Origin of the sequence: Bradyrhizobium sp. 17, from assembly GCF_023073515.1 — a bacterium.
Lineage (GTDB): Bacteria > Pseudomonadota > Alphaproteobacteria > Rhizobiales > Xanthobacteraceae > Bradyrhizobium > Bradyrhizobium canariense_D.
In genome coordinates, this window is sequence record NZ_JADPJQ010000130.1 from 173,991 (window position 1) to 192,264 (window position 18,274).

18 protein-coding genes and 1 tRNA gene are annotated in these 18,274 nt (G+C 63.0%); 12 read left to right on the forward strand and 7 right to left on the reverse strand.

From position 1 onward, the window contains the following. Positions 1-18 precede the first annotated feature (18 nt). The 3 genes from IVB13_RS36965 to IVB13_RS36975 all read right to left on the reverse strand — a co-directional run bounded on the left by IVB13_RS36965 (position 19) and on the right by IVB13_RS36975 (position 1,192). The gene (locus IVB13_RS36965; protein ID WP_247492483.1) at positions 19-381 is read right to left on the reverse strand and encodes a hypothetical protein; all 363 of its coding nucleotides are present in this window, start codon (positions 379-381) and stop codon (positions 19-21) included. After that, positions 336-872: a hypothetical protein gene (locus IVB13_RS36970; RefSeq protein WP_247492485.1), complete on the reverse strand. Its 537-nt coding sequence runs from the start codon at positions 870-872 to the stop codon at positions 336-338. Before IVB13_RS36970 ends, IVB13_RS36965 begins: the two co-directional genes overlap by 46 nt. A 246-nt stretch (positions 873-1,118) precedes the next feature. Continuing rightward, positions 1,119-1,192: transfer RNA gene (locus tag IVB13_RS36975), tRNA-Gln, on the reverse strand. Positions 1,193-1,491: 299 nt separating this feature from the next. Here IVB13_RS36975 and IVB13_RS36980 point away from each other — a divergent pair. From IVB13_RS36980 to IVB13_RS37005, 6 genes are all read left to right on the forward strand, one after another. Next, a complete protein-coding gene (locus tag IVB13_RS36980; protein WP_018459267.1) occupies positions 1,492-1,854 on the forward strand; it encodes a DUF1428 family protein in 363 nt (120 codons plus the stop codon). Between the two features lie 180 nt (positions 1,855-2,034). Further along, entirely contained in the window at positions 2,035-3,288 is a 1,254-nt protein-coding gene (locus IVB13_RS36985; RefSeq protein WP_018459266.1) for an ABC transporter substrate-binding protein, read from the forward strand. A 65-nt stretch (positions 3,289-3,353) separates the two neighbouring features. Next, a complete protein-coding gene (locus tag IVB13_RS36990) occupies positions 3,354-4,217 on the forward strand; it encodes a branched-chain amino acid ABC transporter permease (RefSeq protein WP_018459265.1) in 864 nt (287 codons plus the stop codon). Between the two features lie 13 nt (positions 4,218-4,230). Then, positions 4,231-5,202 (forward strand): branched-chain amino acid ABC transporter permease, encoded by a 972-nt coding sequence (locus tag IVB13_RS36995; RefSeq protein WP_018459264.1) that lies wholly within the window; start codon positions 4,231-4,233, stop codon positions 5,200-5,202. Beyond that, entirely contained in the window at positions 5,192-5,959 is a 768-nt protein-coding gene (locus IVB13_RS37000; RefSeq protein WP_018459263.1) for an ABC transporter ATP-binding protein, read from the forward strand. Before IVB13_RS36995 ends, IVB13_RS37000 begins: the two co-directional genes overlap by 11 nt. Then, entirely contained in the window at positions 5,956-6,675 is a 720-nt protein-coding gene (locus IVB13_RS37005; protein ID WP_018459262.1) for an ATP-binding cassette domain-containing protein, read from the forward strand. The genes IVB13_RS37000 and IVB13_RS37005 overlap by 4 nt, the downstream gene beginning before the upstream one ends. A gap of 79 nt (positions 6,676-6,754) precedes the next feature. On the opposite strand, the gene IVB13_RS37010 is transcribed toward IVB13_RS37005, so the two are convergent. The 3 genes from IVB13_RS37010 to IVB13_RS37020 form a co-directional block, all read right to left on the reverse strand. Further along, positions 6,755-7,327, reverse strand: a complete 573-nt coding sequence (locus IVB13_RS37010; RefSeq protein ID WP_085385622.1) for an invasion associated locus B family protein — start codon at positions 7,325-7,327, stop codon at positions 6,755-6,757. Positions 7,328-7,393: 66 nt separating this feature from the next. Further along, on the reverse strand, positions 7,394-10,540 hold the full coding sequence (locus tag IVB13_RS37015) for an efflux RND transporter permease subunit (RefSeq protein WP_018459260.1): 3,147 nt from the start codon (positions 10,538-10,540) through the stop codon (positions 7,394-7,396). Next, the gene (locus tag IVB13_RS37020; protein ID WP_018459259.1) at positions 10,537-11,709 is read right to left on the reverse strand and encodes an efflux RND transporter periplasmic adaptor subunit; all 1,173 of its coding nucleotides are present in this window, start codon (positions 11,707-11,709) and stop codon (positions 10,537-10,539) included. The genes IVB13_RS37015 and IVB13_RS37020 overlap by 4 nt, the downstream gene beginning before the upstream one ends. A 369-nt stretch (positions 11,710-12,078) precedes the next feature. On the opposite strand from IVB13_RS37020, the gene IVB13_RS37025 reads away from it, so the two are divergent. From IVB13_RS37025 to IVB13_RS37050, 6 genes are all read left to right on the forward strand, one after another. Next, on the forward strand, positions 12,079-12,318 hold the full coding sequence (locus tag IVB13_RS37025) for a hypothetical protein (protein ID WP_085352792.1): 240 nt from the start codon (positions 12,079-12,081) through the stop codon (positions 12,316-12,318). A gap of 228 nt (positions 12,319-12,546) precedes the next feature. Then, positions 12,547-14,940, forward strand: a complete 2,394-nt coding sequence (locus IVB13_RS37030; RefSeq protein WP_085362163.1) for a TonB-dependent receptor — start codon at positions 12,547-12,549, stop codon at positions 14,938-14,940. Between the two features lie 2 nt (positions 14,941-14,942). Then, on the forward strand, positions 14,943-15,632 hold the full coding sequence (locus IVB13_RS37035; protein ID WP_085352794.1) for a Fe2+-dependent dioxygenase: 690 nt from the start codon (positions 14,943-14,945) through the stop codon (positions 15,630-15,632). Next, positions 15,629-16,549, forward strand: coding sequence for a tonB-system energizer ExbB (gene exbB / locus IVB13_RS37040; protein WP_085352795.1), 921 nt, complete (start codon positions 15,629-15,631; stop codon positions 16,547-16,549). The genes IVB13_RS37035 and exbB overlap by 4 nt, the downstream gene beginning before the upstream one ends. Positions 16,550-16,552: 3 nt before the next feature. Continuing rightward, positions 16,553-17,008 carry a TonB system transport protein ExbD gene (exbD, locus tag IVB13_RS37045; RefSeq protein WP_247455837.1) on the forward strand — a complete coding sequence of 152 codons (456 nt, stop codon included), beginning with the start codon at positions 16,553-16,555 and terminating at the stop codon, positions 17,006-17,008. Positions 17,009-17,017: 9 nt separating this feature from the next. Then, on the forward strand, positions 17,018-17,833 hold the full coding sequence (locus IVB13_RS37050; protein WP_247492496.1) for a TonB family protein: 816 nt from the start codon (positions 17,018-17,020) through the stop codon (positions 17,831-17,833). Here IVB13_RS37050 and IVB13_RS37055 read toward each other — a convergent pair. Next, positions 17,821-18,243, reverse strand: a complete 423-nt coding sequence (locus IVB13_RS37055; protein WP_085352797.1) for a hypothetical protein — start codon at positions 18,241-18,243, stop codon at positions 17,821-17,823. The genes IVB13_RS37050 and IVB13_RS37055 overlap by 13 nt on opposite strands. Between the last annotated feature and the right edge of the window lie 31 nt (positions 18,244-18,274).

Here is an 18,274-nt window from a genome sequence, read left to right on the forward strand (position 1 = left end):
CCTTTACGAGGGCCGACCCTAGGCACCCAAATGCTTGTCGAACTGGACCAGCCAACGCACGAAGCCCGCTCCTGCGCTGACTATCTCAATGGCCAAGTCCAACGGAGGTTGCGAGGGTTCTTCGACGCCGTGCTCGTGACGATAGTTGTGGCAAGCATCGACCCAATCGGCGAAAGAACCGACCATCTTGCTGGCGGCTCGCTGGGCAACTGCATCGGATGCGTACAGGGATTGCGATGCGGATCCGAGGTTCTTGATGATGTCGGCGGACGTTAACTTCACCGCCTTGGGGAACATCAGCTTAAAGATGCTTTCAGCGGCGCCAAAAACTCCCCTTATCGCTTCCTTTCCGTCTGGATTGCCAGCCGAAATTGCGGCCATTCCTTCTCGAATTCTGTTCGTGCGTTCGCGTAGCGTGGACCTGCGATTGCAGCGATCGATGCGTTGTTGCTCGCGGCGAATTCCGGGTCCACTTGGAAATGAACTCCGCCGTGTTCATCGATGGCGTATGACAAAGCCTCTTCCGCAAAGATGCGTCGAGACACGTGTAAAAATGTTTCCCCCGCATTTGGGTCGCGCATTCCTCGCGGGCTTCGGCGCAGTTGATTGAAATAACGGTATGTCAGAGTGATGGTATCTAGAAAGTCTACTTTGCTGAATTTGCGCAGCGTTTCTGCCCAGAGGACGCCGGTCACACCGTAGGCGACGTCGATCCCCATCTCACCAACTAAAAAAGCGCCGAGTTCTTCGGTGTCCTTAAGGGGGTCGAGCCAAGCCGCGATACGTCGTCGCGCGCGCGGACTATCTTGCAGCAGCTCCTCGCGCCGCAAGTAAACGTGCGAGAACCGCTGGCCCGTGGGGACTTCTGACATGCAATGGCTCCTGCACTGACGAATCAACGGTCGATAGTGACACGGACGCAGCGCACGCAACGCGTCCTCATCGTGCTATCCGACCTATTCACTGCGTGTCGCGCCCTCTGTCGCGCCGAGCCGCCTTGAGTGCACTTGAGTACTTGAATTTGCACATTATTTTGGTGCAACAGGCGCAACACAAAAGCAGCCGAAACCGAAGCGATCTCAGGCCAGATTATCCAATAATATCAGTAATTTACGTAATGGCTGGGGAGCTAGGATTCGAACCTAGACAAACAGAGTCAGAGTCTGTTGTGCTACCGTTACACCATTCCCCAACGGAATAGCCGAACAAATTCAATGGCTTGTTGATTTGTCCGGCTGTGGCCGATGGCACTTATCGCGCAAATCACGGCTCAGGCGTGGAGGGTTTCTACCCGCTCGGCTGTGGGCTGGCAAGCGCTGCGACGCAGGGATGTTTTGCGGTCCACATGGGACGTGCGGGCCGTGGCATCGTGGGCTCCGGCGGAGCGCCGCGGCGGCGCGCGACCGTTTGCCTCATCCGAAAATCACGGTTCCTGGTCGGATCGTCACGCACCGCATCGTCCTTCGGACACACAACCCAAGGAGATCCGTGATGCCCTATGTCGATGGTTTCGTGCTGGCCGTGCCGAAGGACAACATCGAGGCTTACAAGGCGCTGGCGCAAACGGCCTGCGCGATTTGGATGGAGCACGGTGCGCTCGATTATGTCGAATGCATCGGCGACGACGTGCCCTACGGCGAGCTGACTTCGTTTCCGCGCGCGGTGATGGCGAAGGAGGACGAGATCGTGGTGTTCGCCTGGATCGTCTATCGCGACCGGGAGACCCGCGACACCGTCAACAAGAAGGTGATGGCGGACCCGCGGCTGAAGTTGGATGGTATGCCGTTCGACGGCAAGCGCATGATCTACGGCGGTTTCACGACGCTGCTGCGGGCGAGCGACGTGATGGGGTAAGGGCGCTGACCCGGCCCACACGTCGGTGCTTGTCCATGCAGCGTCGTGGCAAGCCGTTTTACTTGCCGGTACGGGGCCAGCATGCCATCCTCTCATCGCCAGGCATAAACAACCGGAAGCGGGCGCTTAGCCGAGCTTCCAAAAAAACTGGTTGGGGAAACCCTTGGGAGGTTTGATTTCATGAGATTGAAGCACGTCACCGGGCTGCTTTGCGCGGCCGCGATGTCCCTTGCGCTCGCTTCAGCCGCGCAGGCCCAGGACAAGGTCGTCAAGATCGGCGCGATCCTGCCGATGTCCGGCGGCACCGCCTCGATCGGGGCGCACGCCAAGGCGGCGCTCGAGGTCGCAATGGACATCATCAACAACGCTCATCCCGAGCTCGGCACTCTGCCGCTTGCCAAGAACGCAGGCCTTGCGGGCCTCGGCGGCGCCAAGATCGAGATCGTGTTCGCCGACAACCAGGGCAACCCGGCGACAGGCCAGAACCAGGCGCTGCGCCTGATCACGGAAGACAAGGTAGCCGCCGTGTTCGGCTCGTATCAGTCCGGCGTCACGCTGACCTCGAGCGCCATCGCCGAAAAATACGGCATTCCCTTTCTGAACTCCGAGTCGGTCGCCGCCAATCTCACCGAGCGCGGCTTCAAATGGTTCTTCCGCACCACGCCGATCGCCACCGACTTCGCCAAGGCCTATGTCGATTTCCTCGCCGACATCAAGGCGCAGGGCGCCAAGACCGATGCAATCGCGCTGGTTCACGACAACACCGAATATGGCACCTCGGTCGCCAACACGATCAGCGCCGCCTTCAAGGAGAAGGGCCAAGCCATCGCAGTTGACGTCGCCTATCCCGTCAATGCGACCGACGTTCAGGGCCAGGTGCTCCAGCTCAAGGAGAAGAAGCCCGACGTGATCATCATGATCAGCTACACGTCGGATGCGATCCTGTTCGCCAAGACCATGCAGTCGCTTGACTACAAGCCGGCGGTTCTTTTGGCCGATGACGCCGGCTATTCCGATCCCTCCTTCATCAAGGCGGTCGGCAAGATATCGCAAGGCGTCTTCAACCGTTCGTCATGGTCGGTGGGGCCGGCCGGCTCACCATCGGCCATCATCGCCGACATGTACAAGAAGAAGAGCGGCGAGGAGATGGACGACACCGTCGGCCGTCAGATGCAGGGCTTCTTCGTGCTGGCCGACGCGATCGACCGCGCCGGCTCGACCGACCCGGCAAAGATTCAGGCCGCGTTGAAGACGACCGATCTGAAGCCCGAGCAATTGATGATGGGTTACAAGGGCGTGAAGTTTGACGACAAGGGCCAGAATATCCTCGCCTCCGGGCTCATCATCCAGCTCCAGGATGGCGAGAACTACACCGCGGTATGGCCGAAGGCCAACGCCGCGAAGGCGCCGGTGCTGCCCTACAAGGGCTGGTGAGATTTGAAGGCGGGGCTGCGCGCCCCGCCATTTTCGAAATGATTTGATCAGAGCAACGCTGGCTCATGTCCTTTGTACTCGTGCAGGTGATCGTCGGCGGACTTCTGCTTGGCGCTGTCTATGCCCTGTTTTCCTCAGGCCTCACGCTGGTGTGGGGCATGATGAACATCGTCAATTTCGCGCATGGCGATTTTGTCATGCTCGGCATGTACGTCGCCTATGTCGTCTACACGCTGTTGGGAGGAGGGCCGATCCTCGGCGCGCCGCTGGCAACCCTGGTGCTCGCGACCGTCGGCGTCGTCGTCTATTTCGCCCTGATCCGCGATATCATGAAGGGACCGATGCTGGCGCAGATCCTCGGCACTTTCGGGCTTGCGCTATTGCTGCGTTATTCCGTGTTCTGGTGGTTCGGGGCCAACTTCCTGTCGATGCCTCCGGACATCGTGGGCGGCACTTATGCGTTCGCGGGCCTGCGCATCGAGGCCTCGCGGCTGCTTGCCGGCGTGGTCGCGCTGCTGGTCACGCTCGGGCTGCATCTGCTGCTCACGCGGACCTCGCTCGGCTCGAAAATGCTGGCGGTGGCGGAGGATCAAACAGCGGCCCAGCTCATGGGCATCCGTCCCGATACCATGCAGGCGATCGCCTGGGCGATTGCGGCCGGTGCCACCGGGCTTGCCGGCGCGCTGATTGCGAACTTCTTCTACATCGTGCCGACCGTCGGCGAGACGCTTGGCATCGTCGCCTTCGTCACGGTGTCGCTCGGCGGTTTTGGCAGTGTGCCGGGCGCCCTTGTCGCAGGCCTGCTGATCGGCATGATCGAATCACTGTCGGGCTATCTGATCGGCGCGATCTACAAGGACATCGTCGTCTATGTCCTGTTCCTGCTCTTCCTCTGGTTCCGGCCGCAAGGCCTGATGGGCAAGACCTGATGGGAAGGCTGTGATGCGGCGCTTGATCTGGCTCTCGGTCGTCGCAGCGTTCGCGATCTGCTATCCGCTGCTGCTGTCCTCGCCGTTCCAGCAGCGTCTGGGCGCGCTGGTGCTGCTTTATGCGATTGCAGCGTCCGCGTGGAATATCGTCGGCGGCTATGCCGGCCAGGTCTCGGTCGGCCACGTCGTCTTTTTCGGCTGCGGTGCTTATGCCGCGATGGGATCCTACGCAAAGTTCGGCCTGTCGCCCCTGTTCGGCATCCCCGGCGGGATCGTGCTCGCCGTGGGCTTGGCCGCGATCATCGGCGTGCCGACGCTGCGTCTGTCGGGCCATTATTTCAGTATGGCGACCATCGCGGTCGCCGAGACGATGCGGCTGATCGTGACCAACACCGAATGGCTCGGTGCGGCCGTCGGGCTCTCAGGGCCGACCGTGCCGCGCAACATCTTCGATCTCTCGTTCCTGTCGTCGCTGCCGTATTATTATCTCTTCCTCGCAATCCTCGTGATCACGCTGTTGATCACCTGGTGGATGACCAACAGCCGCATGGGATTTTACCTGCGCGCGATCAAGGACTCCGAGCGCGCGGCGCGCTCGCTCGGCGCACCCGCCAGTCGCACCAAGCTCTACGCCTACATGCTGAGCGCGGCGCTGACGAGCGTCGCCGGCGCGCTCTATGCCATGATGTTCGGCTTCGTCGACCCCGAGTCCGGGTTCGGGATCCTGATTTCGGTGAAAATCCTGATCATGGCGGCGCTGGGCGGGGCAGGGCTGTTGTTCGGGCCCCTGGTCGGTGCCGCGATCCTGGTGCCGCTGGAGGAGATCTCGAACAGCTGGCTCGGCGGCAAGGGCGCCGGGCTCACCTTCGTGCTCTATGGCGCGATCATCGTGGTGATCGCGCGCTTCCAGCCCGGCGGTCTGCTCAGCCTGTTCACTCGGCGCAGCAAGCCGACGAAGGACACGGGAGCTGGCCATGCTCCTTGAGGCACGCGAAATTACGAAGGCGTTCGGAAGCTTCAAGGCGGTGGACGATGCCTCCGTGACCTTGGAGCAAGGCGACATCCTCGGCCTGATCGGCCCGAATGGCGCGGGCAAGTCCACCTTCTTCAATTGCCTGACTGGCGATCTCAAGACCACTTCGGGCTGCGTCCTGTTCGAGGGCCGTGACATCACGGACTTCGCGCCGGAGCTGCGCGCCGGGCTTGGGCTCGCTCGTACCTTCCAGGTGCCGCAGACATTTGAGGGCATGACGGTGCTGGAGAACGTCATGATCGGCGCGTTCCTGCGCACCTCGCATCGCAAGGACGCCGAGACCAGGGCGCGCGCGGTGCTCGAGCGCGTCGGCATGATCAGGCTTGCGGATGCGCCGGCGCGCTCGCTCGGCACCCCCGGTCGCAAGCGGCTGGAGATCGCGCGGGCGCTGGCAACCGAACCGAAGGTGCTTCTGCTCGACGAAGCCATGGCCGGCCTCAACGCCCATGAGGTGAGGCTCGCCATCGACCTCGTGCGCGACATCCATCGTTCCGGCATCACCCTTGTGATCGTCGAGCACATCATGGAAGTGATCATGTCACTCGCCAGCCGCGTGATGGTGTTCCACCAGGGCAAGGAGATCGCCCGCGGATCGCCGCGCGAGGTCACATCCAACCCGGCGGTGATCGAGGCCTATCTCGGCAAGCGTGCAGCCAAGGCAGCGGCCGGCCACACGCCGGTCGAACTGATGGGCGGGCCCGACCTATGAGCGGGCCGTTGCTGCGGATCGAGCACCTCGAGGTGCGCTACGGCGATCTCATCGGCGTGTCCGACGTCTCGCTGGAGGTTCCTGAAGGCAGCGTCGTGGCGCTACTCGGCTCCAATGGCGGCGGCAAGACCACGACGCTGAACGCGATCGCCGGCCTTATTCCCGTGCATTCCGGATCGATCCGCTTTCGCGGCGAGGATATCGCCGGCGAAAGAGCCTTTGCGATCGTGCGCAAGGGGCTGGCGCTGTCGCCAGAAGGCTGGCGGCTGTTCGTGCAGCAGAGCGTCGAGAACAATTTGATGCTTGGCGCAACGCCGCTGCGCGACAAGTCGCGCCAGGCCACGCTGCTCGAACGTGTCTACGAGATCTTTCCGCGCCTCAAGGAACGCCGCAACCAGCGTGCCGGCACCATGTCCGGTGGCGAACGGCAGATGCTCGCGGTCGGGCGCGCGCTGATGAGCGAGCCGAAGCTGTTGATGCTGGATGAACCTTCGCTCGGTCTCGCGCCGGCGGTGGTCGAGTCCATGTACGAGACCTTCGGCCGCCTGCATCGCGAGGGCCTGACCATTCTGCTCGCCGAGCAGTCGATCGAGCTCGCACTGGAGGTCTCGGATTTCGCCACGGTGCTCCAGGTCGGCAAGAGCGTGCTATCAGGCACGGCGGCGGCGCTCGCGGAGGATCCGCAGGTGCAGAAGGCTTATCTGGGCGTGGACTGACCGATTTCCGCCTGGAGGCGCCCGGTATCGGGGGCGTTGGGCTGCAATATGGATATGCAACAGTAACGGCGAGGCGTCGCTACTTGATCTTGTCGTAGGCCGCCGCGAAATCGCCGAGCGGCATCGGGATCGCGATCGTTTCCTTCGCCATGTTCTGGAAGGAGACCTTGAGCTGCTTGCCCGACCGCAAAGTCGCAAGCAGGTCCGGCGCGATCGGCGAGGAGGCGTAGCAGCCGCGGTTCTCGCAGGTCTGGATCTGGAGATCGACCGTCTTGCCCTCGTCAACCTGGAGCTTGGCGCCGATGGGAAGGTTGAGGCCAAGCGGCAATTGCAGCAGCGCCACCGGTGTGCGGGTGTCGGGCGCGATGCGGATGTTGATCAGAACGATGGTCTGGCCGGTCTTGGTCAGCACCGCGTTCTGCTCCATCGCGCATTCGAGCGGTGCGTCGCGGCTGACGCTGGTGCAGCGCACGACCCAGCCGGGCTGCTGCGCCGCAGCGCCGTCAGCCTGCGGCTGCGTCGGAGCCGGTGCGGGCTGTGCCGCCGGGGCAGACGGAGCTGCGTTCTTCTTGGCGCCTTGCTGGGCATGCGCGGCACCCGCCGACACCAGGAGAGCGGCTGCTAAGGCGACAAGTCTGGATTGCAAGGGCATGGCAAGACCGCGTTGACGTGAACCGAAGGCCTCGCTGTAACGTCGTGAGGCGCGCGGTGCAAGCTGCTACTCGGCAGCTTCCTTAACGGTGCCGTGCTCGACCGTCTCGTCGCCTTCGCCGCCACCCTTGCGGCCCCAGCCCGAGAACCAGTTGTTGAGCTCGTCGAGATAGAGATAGACGACCGGGGTGGTGAACAGCGTCAGCGCCTGGCTGACGATCAGACCGCCGACCATGGCGTAGCCGAGCGGCTGGCGAATCTCGGCGCCGGTGCCGTGGCCGAGCATCAGCGGCACGCCGCCGAGCAGGGCAGCCATCGTCGTCATCATGATCGGACGGAAGCGCAACAGCGCTGCCTGCCGGATCGATTCCGCCGGCGTCTTGTGCTCGTCGCGCTCCGCGGCGATGGCGAAGTCCACCATCATGATGCCGTTCTTCTTCACGATGCCGATCAGCAGAATGACTCCAATCAAAGCAATGAGGCTGAACTCGAAGCCCGCCGCCATCAGGATCGCGAGCGCGCCGACGCCGGCCGAGGGCAGAGTCGACAGAATCGTGATCGGATGGATGTAGCTCTCGTAGAGGATGCCGAGGATCAGATAGACCACGACCAGCGCGGCGAGGATGAGGAGCGGCACGGTGCCGAGCGACTGCTGGAACGCCTGTGCCGTGCCCTGGAAGCTCGAATTGAGCGTCGGCGGCGCGCCGAGGTCCGCCATCGCCTTCTGCACGGCCTCCGTAGCCTGGCCGAGCGCGACGCCCTGGGCGAGGTTGAAGCTGATCGTGATCGCCGGGAACTGGCCCTGGTGGCTGATCGAGAGCGGGCGAACCGGATCGGTGCTCCAGGTCGCGAAGGTCGACAGCGGCACCTGGTCGCCGGTTAGCGGAGACTTCAGGTAGAGCTTGTTCAGGCTCTCGAGGCTGCCCTGCATCTCCGGCAGGATCTCGAGAATCACCTTGTAGGTGTTGAGCTGGGTGAAATACTGCGTGACTTGGCGCTGTCCGAAGGCGTCGTACAGCGTGTCGTCGATCAGCTGCGGCTGGATGCCGTAACGCGCAGCCGTATCGCGGTTGATCTTGAGCTGAACCGTGGTGCCCTGGGTCTGCTGGTCGGTCGCGACGTCGCGCAGTTGCGGCAAGGTCTGCATCTTGGCGAGAATCTTCGGCGCCCAGTCATTGAGCTCGGCGAGATCGGCGTCCTGCAGGGTGAACTCGAACTGCGTACGCGTCGGCCGGCCGCCGAGCCGGACGTCCTGGGCCGCCTGCATGTAGAGGCGGGCGCCGGACACCTTCTCGAGCTTGGGACGCAGCCGCGCGATGATCTGCTGCGCCGAGGCATTGCGGACGCTGAGCGGCTTCAGCGTGATGAACATGTTGCCGTTGTTGCCGGCGCGGCCACTGCCGCCGATGTTCATCGCGATCGTTGCGACGTCGGGGTCGTCCATTACGATTTTGCCGAGCTCGACCTGGCGGCGCTGCATCTCCGCGAACGAGATGTCCTGGGAGGCTTCCGAGGTCGCCGTGATCAGGCCGACGTCCTGTTGCGGGAAGAAGCCTTTCGGGATCAGCACGAACAGATAGACCGACAGGGCAAGGGTGGCGAAGAAGATCGTGAGCGTGGTGCGGCGCCAGCTCAGGGCATGGTCGAGCACCCATTCGTAGCCGCGCAACATTGCATCGAAGCCGCGCTCGCTCCATTGGTAGAACTTGCCGTGGGTGACCTCGCCATGGGCGCGCAGGAAGCGCGAGGCCATCATCGGCGTCAGGGTCAGCGACACGAACATCGAGACGAAGATTGTCATCGCCAGCACGACGGCGAATTCGCGGAACAGGCGTCCGATGATGCCGCCCATCAGCAGCAGTGGAATCAGCACTGCGACCAGCGAGATGCTGATCGACACGATGGTGAAGCCGATTTCCTTGGAGCCCTTGAAGGCCGCCGCCATCGGCGATTCGCCTTCTTCGATGTAGCGCGTAATGTTCTCGAGCATCACGATAGCGTCGTCGACGACGAATCCGACCGCGATGGTGAGCGCCATCAGCGATAGATTGTCGAGCGAATAGCCGACGACCCACATCAAGGCGCACGCGCCCAGCAGCGCCAGCGGCACTGTGATTGTGGGAATGACAGTCGCCCAAAAACTGCGCAGGAAAATGAAGATGACCATGACCACCAGCGCTATGGTCAGCAGCAGCGTGAACTGGACGTCCTCGACCGCGGCGCGGATCGTCGTGGTGCGGTCGCTGATGAGCTCGATCTTGATCGCGGGCGGGATCGCGGCGACGAGGCGAGGCAGGGTGGCCTTGATCCGGTCGACGGTTTCGATAACGTTGGCGCCCGGCTGCTTGAAGATCACCAGGAACACGCCGCGCTTGCCGTTGGCCCAGGCCGCCTGCTTGGCGTCCTCGGCGCCGCTGACCGCTTGGCCGACATCGCGGATTCGCAAGGGACCGCCATTGCGATAAGCGATGATGACGTCGTTCCAGTCCTTGGCCTGCGTGAGCTGGTCGTTGGCGTAGATCGTGTAGGCGCGCTTCGGGCCGTCGATGTTGCCCTTGGGGCTGTCGACCGTGGTGATCGCGATCTGGCTGCGCACGTCCTCCATCGACAGGCCCTTGGCGACGAGTTTGGCCGGGTCGATCTGGATGCGGATAGACGGTTTCTGCTGGCCCCCGATGAAGACCTGCGCGACGCCGGAGAGCTGGCTGATCTGCTGGGCGAGCTGGGCGTCGACCGCGTCGCTGACGCTGGTCAGCGGCAATGTGTCTGAGGTTGCCGACAGCAGCAGGATCGGCGCGTCGGCCGGGTTGACCTTGCGGTAGGTCGGCGGCGACGGCAGGTTCTTCGGCAGCTGACCGCTCGCGGCGTTGATGGCGCCCTGCACGTCGTTGGCGGCGCCGTCGATGCTGCGGTTGAGGTCGAACTGGATGGTGATCGACGCGGTGCCCAGATAGCTCGTCGAGGTCATCTGGGCGATGCCCGGGATCTGGGCGAATTGCCGTTCGAGCGGCTGGGCCACCGACGAAGCCATGGTCTCTGGGCTGCCGCCCGGCAGATTGGCTGTGATCTGGATGGTCGGGAAGTCTACCTGCGGCAGTGGCGCGACCGGCAGCAGGGGATAGGCGACGAGACCGACGAAGAGAATGCCGGCCATCAGCAGCGAGGTGCCGATGGGATAACGGATGAAAGGTGCCGAAATCCCGCCCGCGTTCATTCCTGTCGGACCTTGTTCTGGGCCGGATCCGTACTCGCCACGGCCGTGGAGACGAGGCTCCCGGGCTGGACCTTGAATTGGCCGCCGGTGATCACTTGCTGCCCGGGCGTCAGCCCTTCGTCGACGACGGAACGTCCGTCGATGCTGTAGCTGACCTTGATCTTGTGCACCTCGGCCTTGTTGTCCTGATTGACAGAATAGGCGTAGAGGCCGTTGGTGGAGTGCTGGACCGCATCATCCGGGACAACGGTCGCATCCTTGAGGGTGCGCACCAGCAGGCGCGTTGACACCGACTGCCCGGGCCACAGCGCGTGGTCCTTGTTGTCGAACACCGCCTTGAGCCGGATCGTGCCGCTGCTGGTGTCGACCTGGTTGTTGATGACCGCGAGTTTGCCCTCGGCCAGCGTCTTCTTGCCGTCGGTGGTGAAGGCGATCACCCTGAGCGCGCCGGCCTTCTGGCCCTCGCTGATATAGGGCAGCTGATCCTCTGGCGCGGTGAAGATCACCGAGATCGGCTCGACCTGCGAGATCGTGACGATGCCGGTCTGCGTCGAGGCGTTGACGATGTTGCCGATGTCGACCTGGCGCAGGCCCGCGACGCCGGTGATCGGCGCCTTGACCTGGGTGTAGTCGAGCTGGGTCTGCGCGTTGGAGATCGCAGCATCATCGGCGGCGATCTGTGCGGTGAGCTGGGCGACCGTGGAGCGCTGGGTGTCGACCCGCTGGGCGGTGGCGAATTCGCCGAGCTTCATGGCGCGCTGGAGCTCGAGATTGGCGTTGGCCAGATTTGCCTCGTCCTGGGCCTTCTTGGCCTTGGCCTGGTCGAGCGTGGCTTGATAGGGACGGGGATCGATCGAGGCGAGAAGCTGGCCCTCCTTGACGATCTGGCCTTCGGTGAAGGCGATCTTGTCGATCTGGCCATCCACCCTGGTCCGGACTTGGACGGTGTTGAAGCCCGCAACCGTGCCCAGACCGGTCAGGTAAACCGGAAAGTCCACCTTCTGAACTGGCGAAACGCTCACGGGGACGGCGGACGGGCGCTGCGGCCCCTTTTGTGCGGTCTGGGTTTTTCCGGCGTCGGGCGAGCCGAATTTCTGCCAACCATAGTAACCTGCGGAGGCCACGGCCGCGATGATCAGAATCCAGAGGATCGGCCGGGACTTTTTCATATCGTCTCGTGTCGGCTCTTATGCCCTAAGCTACGAATTATGAGGCAATCATAGGGTTCCAGGAGGCTTGTATAATACACGCCAAGTTCCAGTGTAAACAGCACTATCGGTTGAGAATCCTAAACAATTGGAAAGCTTTGCACGGGTTAGGCAGCTCCGTGTCACTACGGTGTGCCGTGCTGCATTCCCCCCTCAGGAACGATCAGCGTGCAAAGTTTGTGCAATGCTCGAAAGCGGTGTGCTCTGGACTGAGCGGCGCCGCGCCTAGGCCGCAAGGCGACGGCTGGCAGGAACGGTTCTAATCGTGCAGTTTCGGTTGTCAGGGAAATCGGCATCGGTCATATCGACGCGCCACAACGGGAGCGCAGCATGGACGAACTGAACGGCAAGCTGATCGCGTGTCAGATCCTGATCACGGGACTGATCGCACGCGTCGCCAACGAGCAGCGTGATCCCTTGCGCTTTCTCACCGAGTTCCGCGACGAGATCAGAGCCGTCGTCAACGGCGTCAACATCGCAGGCATGGACAACAGCGACCGCGTGCGCGCGGTGGCGCGGAAGACCGTCGATGAATTGTTCTCGTTGATGAAGCCGCCAAGCAGCGATTGACCATGCGCCCGCGACCGCCGATTTAGCAGCATTTTCACGCGCTCTTTAGAACGACTCCAATCTCGATTTAGAACGATTTCAAACGGCAGTTTAGAATCGCTTTGATCTGGACTTATTCAAGCGTTCTCGCGGCTTACTCGCATTGACCCGCAATTTTGCGGCCGATACCAACACTCCAATCGCTCATCGAAGTGAATGGGCGAACTGGAATATGGGGCGTGTTTGGTAATGGGGCAGGTGGTCGCACCGAAGTCGTTGCGTTCGGTCGCAGCATTCGATGAAAAGTTCACGAGCGTTTCCGGCAAGAAGGTCTCCGCTGTCGCGGGCCTGATCGCAGCAGCATCGGTGTCGAGCGGCGCGGAGGCGCAGCAGTCGAACCTGCCGCCGGTGACGGTCGATGCGCCGGTCGCGCGTCCGCGCCCGGTGGCTTCGAAGCCGACGGCGGATCAGGTCCGCGCGCGCAATGCGCTTCGCCGCGCCGCGCAGCGGCAGCAGGCGGCGCAGCAGACCGCTCCCACCACGCCGTCCGGCGAGGTTGACCGCAATCCGTATTCGGATCCGGCGGCGCCATACAAGGTCGACCACGTCCAGGCCTCCGGCAAGTTTCCCGAGCCGATGCTGAACACGCCGAAGACCATCACCGTGCTCAGCAAGGAAGTTCTCGAGGACAAGAACGCCACGACGCTGAAGGAGATCGGGCGGTCGACCGCCGGCGTGACGCTGGGTTCGGGGGAGGGGGGCAACGCGTTCGGCGACCGCTTCTTCATCCGCGGCTTCGATGCGCGCAACGACGTCTTCATCGACGGTATCCGCGATCCCGCGGTCTCAATCCGCGAAAACTTCTTCACCGAGCAGATCGAGATCCTGCGGGGCCCCGCCTCGTCCTACGCCGGCCGCGGCACCGCTGGCGGTGCCATCAACATCGTCACCAAGCAGGCGGGCGACGTCAATTTCAAGCGGATGGATACCGAGTTCGGCACCGACAGAACCAAGCGCGTCACGCTCGACGTCAACCAGGTCGTCGATCCGACCTTCTCCGTGCGCGTGGGCGGCCTGTTCCAGGACGCCAACGTCGCCGGCCGCAACTATATCACCGACGATCGCTGGGGTTCTTTCATCTCGACCAAGTACACCCCGACCAACGACATCAAGATCACGACGAACTATGTCCACACCGATCTCAGCGGCTACCCGGATTTCGGCGTGCCCTTCTACAGGCAGGGCAATGTCCCCGTGACGTCGGCGGGCATTCCGCGCGGAAACTGGTACGGCTTTCTCAACCGCGACTTCCAGACGGCGCGGCAGGATTTCGGCACCGGCACGATCGAGTACAAGGTCAACGATGCCATCACGCTGACCAGCAAGGTGCGCGGCGAGCACTCGCTGCTGAATTATATCGGCACGCTTCCGCAGAACCCGATCACGACCAGCCCCAATCCGCTGCTCTGGACCACGACGGCCAGTGCGCAGAGCCGCTACCAGAACGTGGATGTATGGGCCAACCAGAACGAGGCCACATTCAAGCTCAACACCGGCGGGGTCAAGCACACCGCAGTGTTCGGCGTCGAATATGCCAACGAAAACATCTCGATCGACCGTTACACCGGCCTCTCGTCCGAACTGTTCGGCGGCGGCTCGACCAGCAACGGAGCGGTCACGGGGGTCAATCTCTACTCGCCGCAGTACACCTACATTCCCTTCAGCAACACGCCGTCGCTGGTTGGAAATCCGACGCGCTACGGTGTCAACACCAGCAGCGTCTACGTCATGGACACCGCGAACTGGCAGGACACCATCATTGTGAACGGCGGCGTGCGCTACGACGGCTACAGCCAGAGTTCGTCGACCAACGCGGCCTATTTGAAGCAGAATGCCGATCTCGTGAATTACAACGTCGGCGCGGTCTACAAGCCGATGTCGATCGGCAGCCTGTATGCAGCCTATGCGACCTCGGCCAATCCGTTCGGGTCGGAACTTGATGCGACCGCGACCGATTACGGTGGTGTTCCGCCCAACACGGCCGTTTTGCTCGGACCCGAGCGTAACAAGGCGATCGAACTCGGCACCAAATGGGAGCTCGCCGACCGTCACCTGTTGGTAACCGGTGCGCTGTTCCAGACGACCAAGGACAACGCGCGCGAGACCGTCAACAATCTGCTGACCTCGGGCGCTGCCTACAGGATCCAAGGCATCGACATCGAGGCCGAGGGCAAGCTCACCGACCGCTGGAGCATTTTTGGCGGTCTGGTGCTGATGCAGTCGAAGGTCACGCAGAGCGGCGTTGCCTCCAACATCGGTCTGCAGCTCGCCAACATTGCCCACCAGTCGTTCAGCATGCTGACCAAGTACAAGTTCGACGGCGGCTGGGAACTCGGCGGCCAGGCGGTGTACCGCTCGAAGGTCTATGGCGGCACGTTCGCGGCCAACACCAACGAGTTGCCGAGCTACTGGCGTTTCGACGCATTCCTCGAGAAGAAGATCGACCAGAACTGGACCATGAAGTTCTACGCCCAGAACCTGACGAACAAGCTCTATTACGACTCGTTCTATCGCAGTGCCGTGCCCTTCGTGGCGGTCGCGCCAGGGCGGGCATTCTACCTCGTGACGACAGCGAAGTTCTGATCATGCTGACGTGCCTTCCTGGCGTTCTGAGCAAGGATGATGTGGCGGATTTCCGCCGCATCATGGACGTCAGCGAATGGGAGGACGGGCGCTCCACCGCCGGCTCGCAGTCGGCGATGGTCAAGCGCAACGAGCAATTGGCGCCGGACAGCGAGGTCGCGCGCAAGCTCGGCAACCGCATCATTTCGGCGCTGACGTCGAACCCGCGCTTTATCGCGGCCGCGATCCCCCTCCAGATATTCCCGCCGCTGTTCAACCGCTATGCGGCCAGCAGCGGCCACCATTTCGGCCTGCACGTCGACAATGCGATCCGCGGCGACCGCCTGACCGGCCTTCGCATCCGCACAGACCTCTCGGTCACGCTGTTCCTGGCCGAGCCGGAGGAGTACGACGGTGGCGAACTTGTGATCGAGGACAGCTACGGCTCGCACGAAGTCAAGTTGCAAGCCGGGGACTGCGTGCTCTATCCCTCGACCAGCCTCCATCTCGTGACGCCGGTGACCAGGGGAACGCGGGTTGCGTCTTTCTTCTGGCTTCAGAGCATGATACGGGACGATCAAGCCCGGAGCATGATCTTTGACCTCGACACCGCGATACAGGCGCTGGTGGAACGGCTCGGGCGTGACGATCCCGAAACGGTCAAATTGACGGGTATCTATCACAACCTCATTCGCTACTGGGCCGAAGTATGAAGATCATGTCCTTCCAAGCAAGCCTTGCCGCAGCTCTGGTGCTGGCGGCCGCCTGGCTTGCATCCCCCGTTTCTGCCCAGACACAGGCCGCCCCCGCGGCACCCGTCCAGTCGACGGCTCAGCCGTCCGCGGTCAGTCCAGCCCCGGTTGTTGCTCCGCCTATGACGCCCCAAGCTGCCGCGCCCGCGGCTGCAAAGTCCGATACGGCAGCCGGCATCGCGCCCGCCATGAAGGAACTGTCGCCCTGGGTGATGTTCATGTCGGCGGACATCATCGTGAAGGCGGTGATGATCGGGCTCGCCTTTGCATCGCTGATGACCTGGACGGTGCTGATCGCCAAGTCGATCGAATTGTCGATCGCCGCGACCAAGCTTCGCTCGGCGCTGAAGAAGATCGCAGAGGCGCGCTCGCTCGCGGAAGCGCAGATGGCGCTCGGGGCCAAGGAGGGCATCCTGCCGTCCTTCCTGGCGGCGGCGCTGCGGGAGGCGCGGATGTCGGCCGGCCTCTCCAGCGACACCGGCATCAAGGAGCGGGCGGCTTCGAGCTTCTCCGAGATCATGCGTGCGGAGGCGCGGCGCATCCGCGTCGGCATGGGCGTGCTCGCGACCATCGGCTCGACCTCGCCCTTCGTCGGCCTGTTCGGCACGGTGTGGGGCATCATGAACAGCTTCATCGGCATCTCGAAGTCGCAAACCACGAACCTCGCCGTCGTCGCGCCCGGCATCGCCGAGGCGCTGCTCGCCACCGCGATCGGCCTGGTCGCCGCCATTCCCGCGGTCATCATCTACAACTACTTCTCGCGCGTGACGAAGAGCTATCTCGAACTCGTCAGCCGTGCCTCGGGCGCTGCGGGGCGGTTACTCTCGCGCGATCTCGACCGCAGCCACGGCAGCGTGCATTCGCGCGCGGCGGAGTGACCCATGGGCGTCTCGCTCGCAGACAATGATGACGATGACGATTTCGGCGAAACGCATGAAATCAACGTCACGCCGTTCATCGACGTCATCCTGGTGCTGCTGATCATCTTCATGGTGGCAGCGCCGCTGTCGACCGTCGACCTGCCGATCGATCTGCCGACGTCGAGCGCGACACCGCAGAAGAAGCCGGACAAGCCGACCTATCTCAGCATCCAGCCCGATTTGACGCTTGCCATCGGAGAGAACCCGGTCCACCGCGCCGAGTTGATCGGCACCCTCGACGGGCTGTCCGACATGAGCAAGGACAAGTACGTGTTCCTGCGCGCCGATCGCTCGGTGCCGTATGGCGAGTTGATGGGCGTCATGGAGCTGTTGCGCTCAGGCGGCTATTCGCGGGTGAAGCTGGTTGCGCTGGAAGGCGCTCCGGGGGCGCCCGCGGCAGGCGCCGCTCAGCCTTAGAGGCCCGCTATGTCGGACGAGTCCAGACCAGCCCGGACGCTTTGGATTTTGGCAGCGATGGCGGCGCTCGCGCTCCATCTGGGCGGGGCCGCGCTCGCGTTGGCGCACCTGTGGGCCGATGACGCCGATGACGGCCTCGGCGCGGCCGGCGCGGAGTTCGCTGTCGAGATGGCCTCGCCGAAGGCGCCTGACACCGACCTTCCGCCGGGACCGGATAGTGAAGCGATGCAGGAGCAGCAGGCGCTTCCCGAGCAAAAGGCCGAGACCAAGGAAACCGAGCTTCCAAAGGATCAGTCGCAACAGGTCGACGATCCCGATCGGGTCGTCACCGAGAACATTTCGAAGAAGCCGCAGGACGAGGATCCGAAGATTGCGGCGGTCGAAACGCCCGCTGCGGAGGCCTCGCCGAAGTCCGTTGCGACGGCGCGGCAGACGCTCGACGAGGACGCGCGCGAGGCCGAGAAGGCACTGGCGCCCGTGCTGGGCATCGGCAAGGACATTCTAAAGCTCACGGCAGACTGGAATCGCAAGATTAGCGCGCACCTTACGGCCCACAAGGTCAATCCGGAAGGCAAGGAGCCCAACAATCAGAAAGTCAAGGTCAGCTTCGCGATCAACCGACGGGGCAACGTGCTTTCAGTCGACGTTGTCGAGTCGTCCGGGGATGCAGCTTACGATGCGGCCGCGATCTCGATTGTCCGCAAATCCGATCCCATCCCGCAGCCGCCTGCCAGCCTGACCGACGACCGGTTCGAGCGCACCGTCGACATCATCTTCACGCCGCCGGACGCAAGGAAAAAGAAGAAGACGGCTCAGCGCCAGTAGAGCCTGATCCCGACATAGACCACGACCAGGCAGGCGAAGATCAGGGCCACCGGGAGCGGCCGCTTCTGGGTTGCGCCCGCGGTCGCTGCCCGGAAGAAACTGGCCTTCTTCGGCTTCGGTTCGGGGCGGCGGAAAGCGGTAACATTGTCCGCCGCCGGTTCAGCCGCCCGGGGGCGGACGTCAGGTGGAGTTCCCGCGCCGCCCATCTCGGCATAGTAGGCCTTGTAGATGGCGCCGATGGTGGCCTCGGTAGCCTCACCCTCGTTCATCTGCGCCCGCAGGTTCTTGTAGCTCAGGAGGAACTCCTGCGCCTCCGGAGGCAGCGCGGACGACCCGTTGAGCTTGGCCATCATCTTCCAGGTGGCAAAATCGGCGCGAGCGCGGGTATCAGCGCGTCGCGCGATCAGCATATCGGCAGCTTTGACCAAGTCGGCCTCGAGC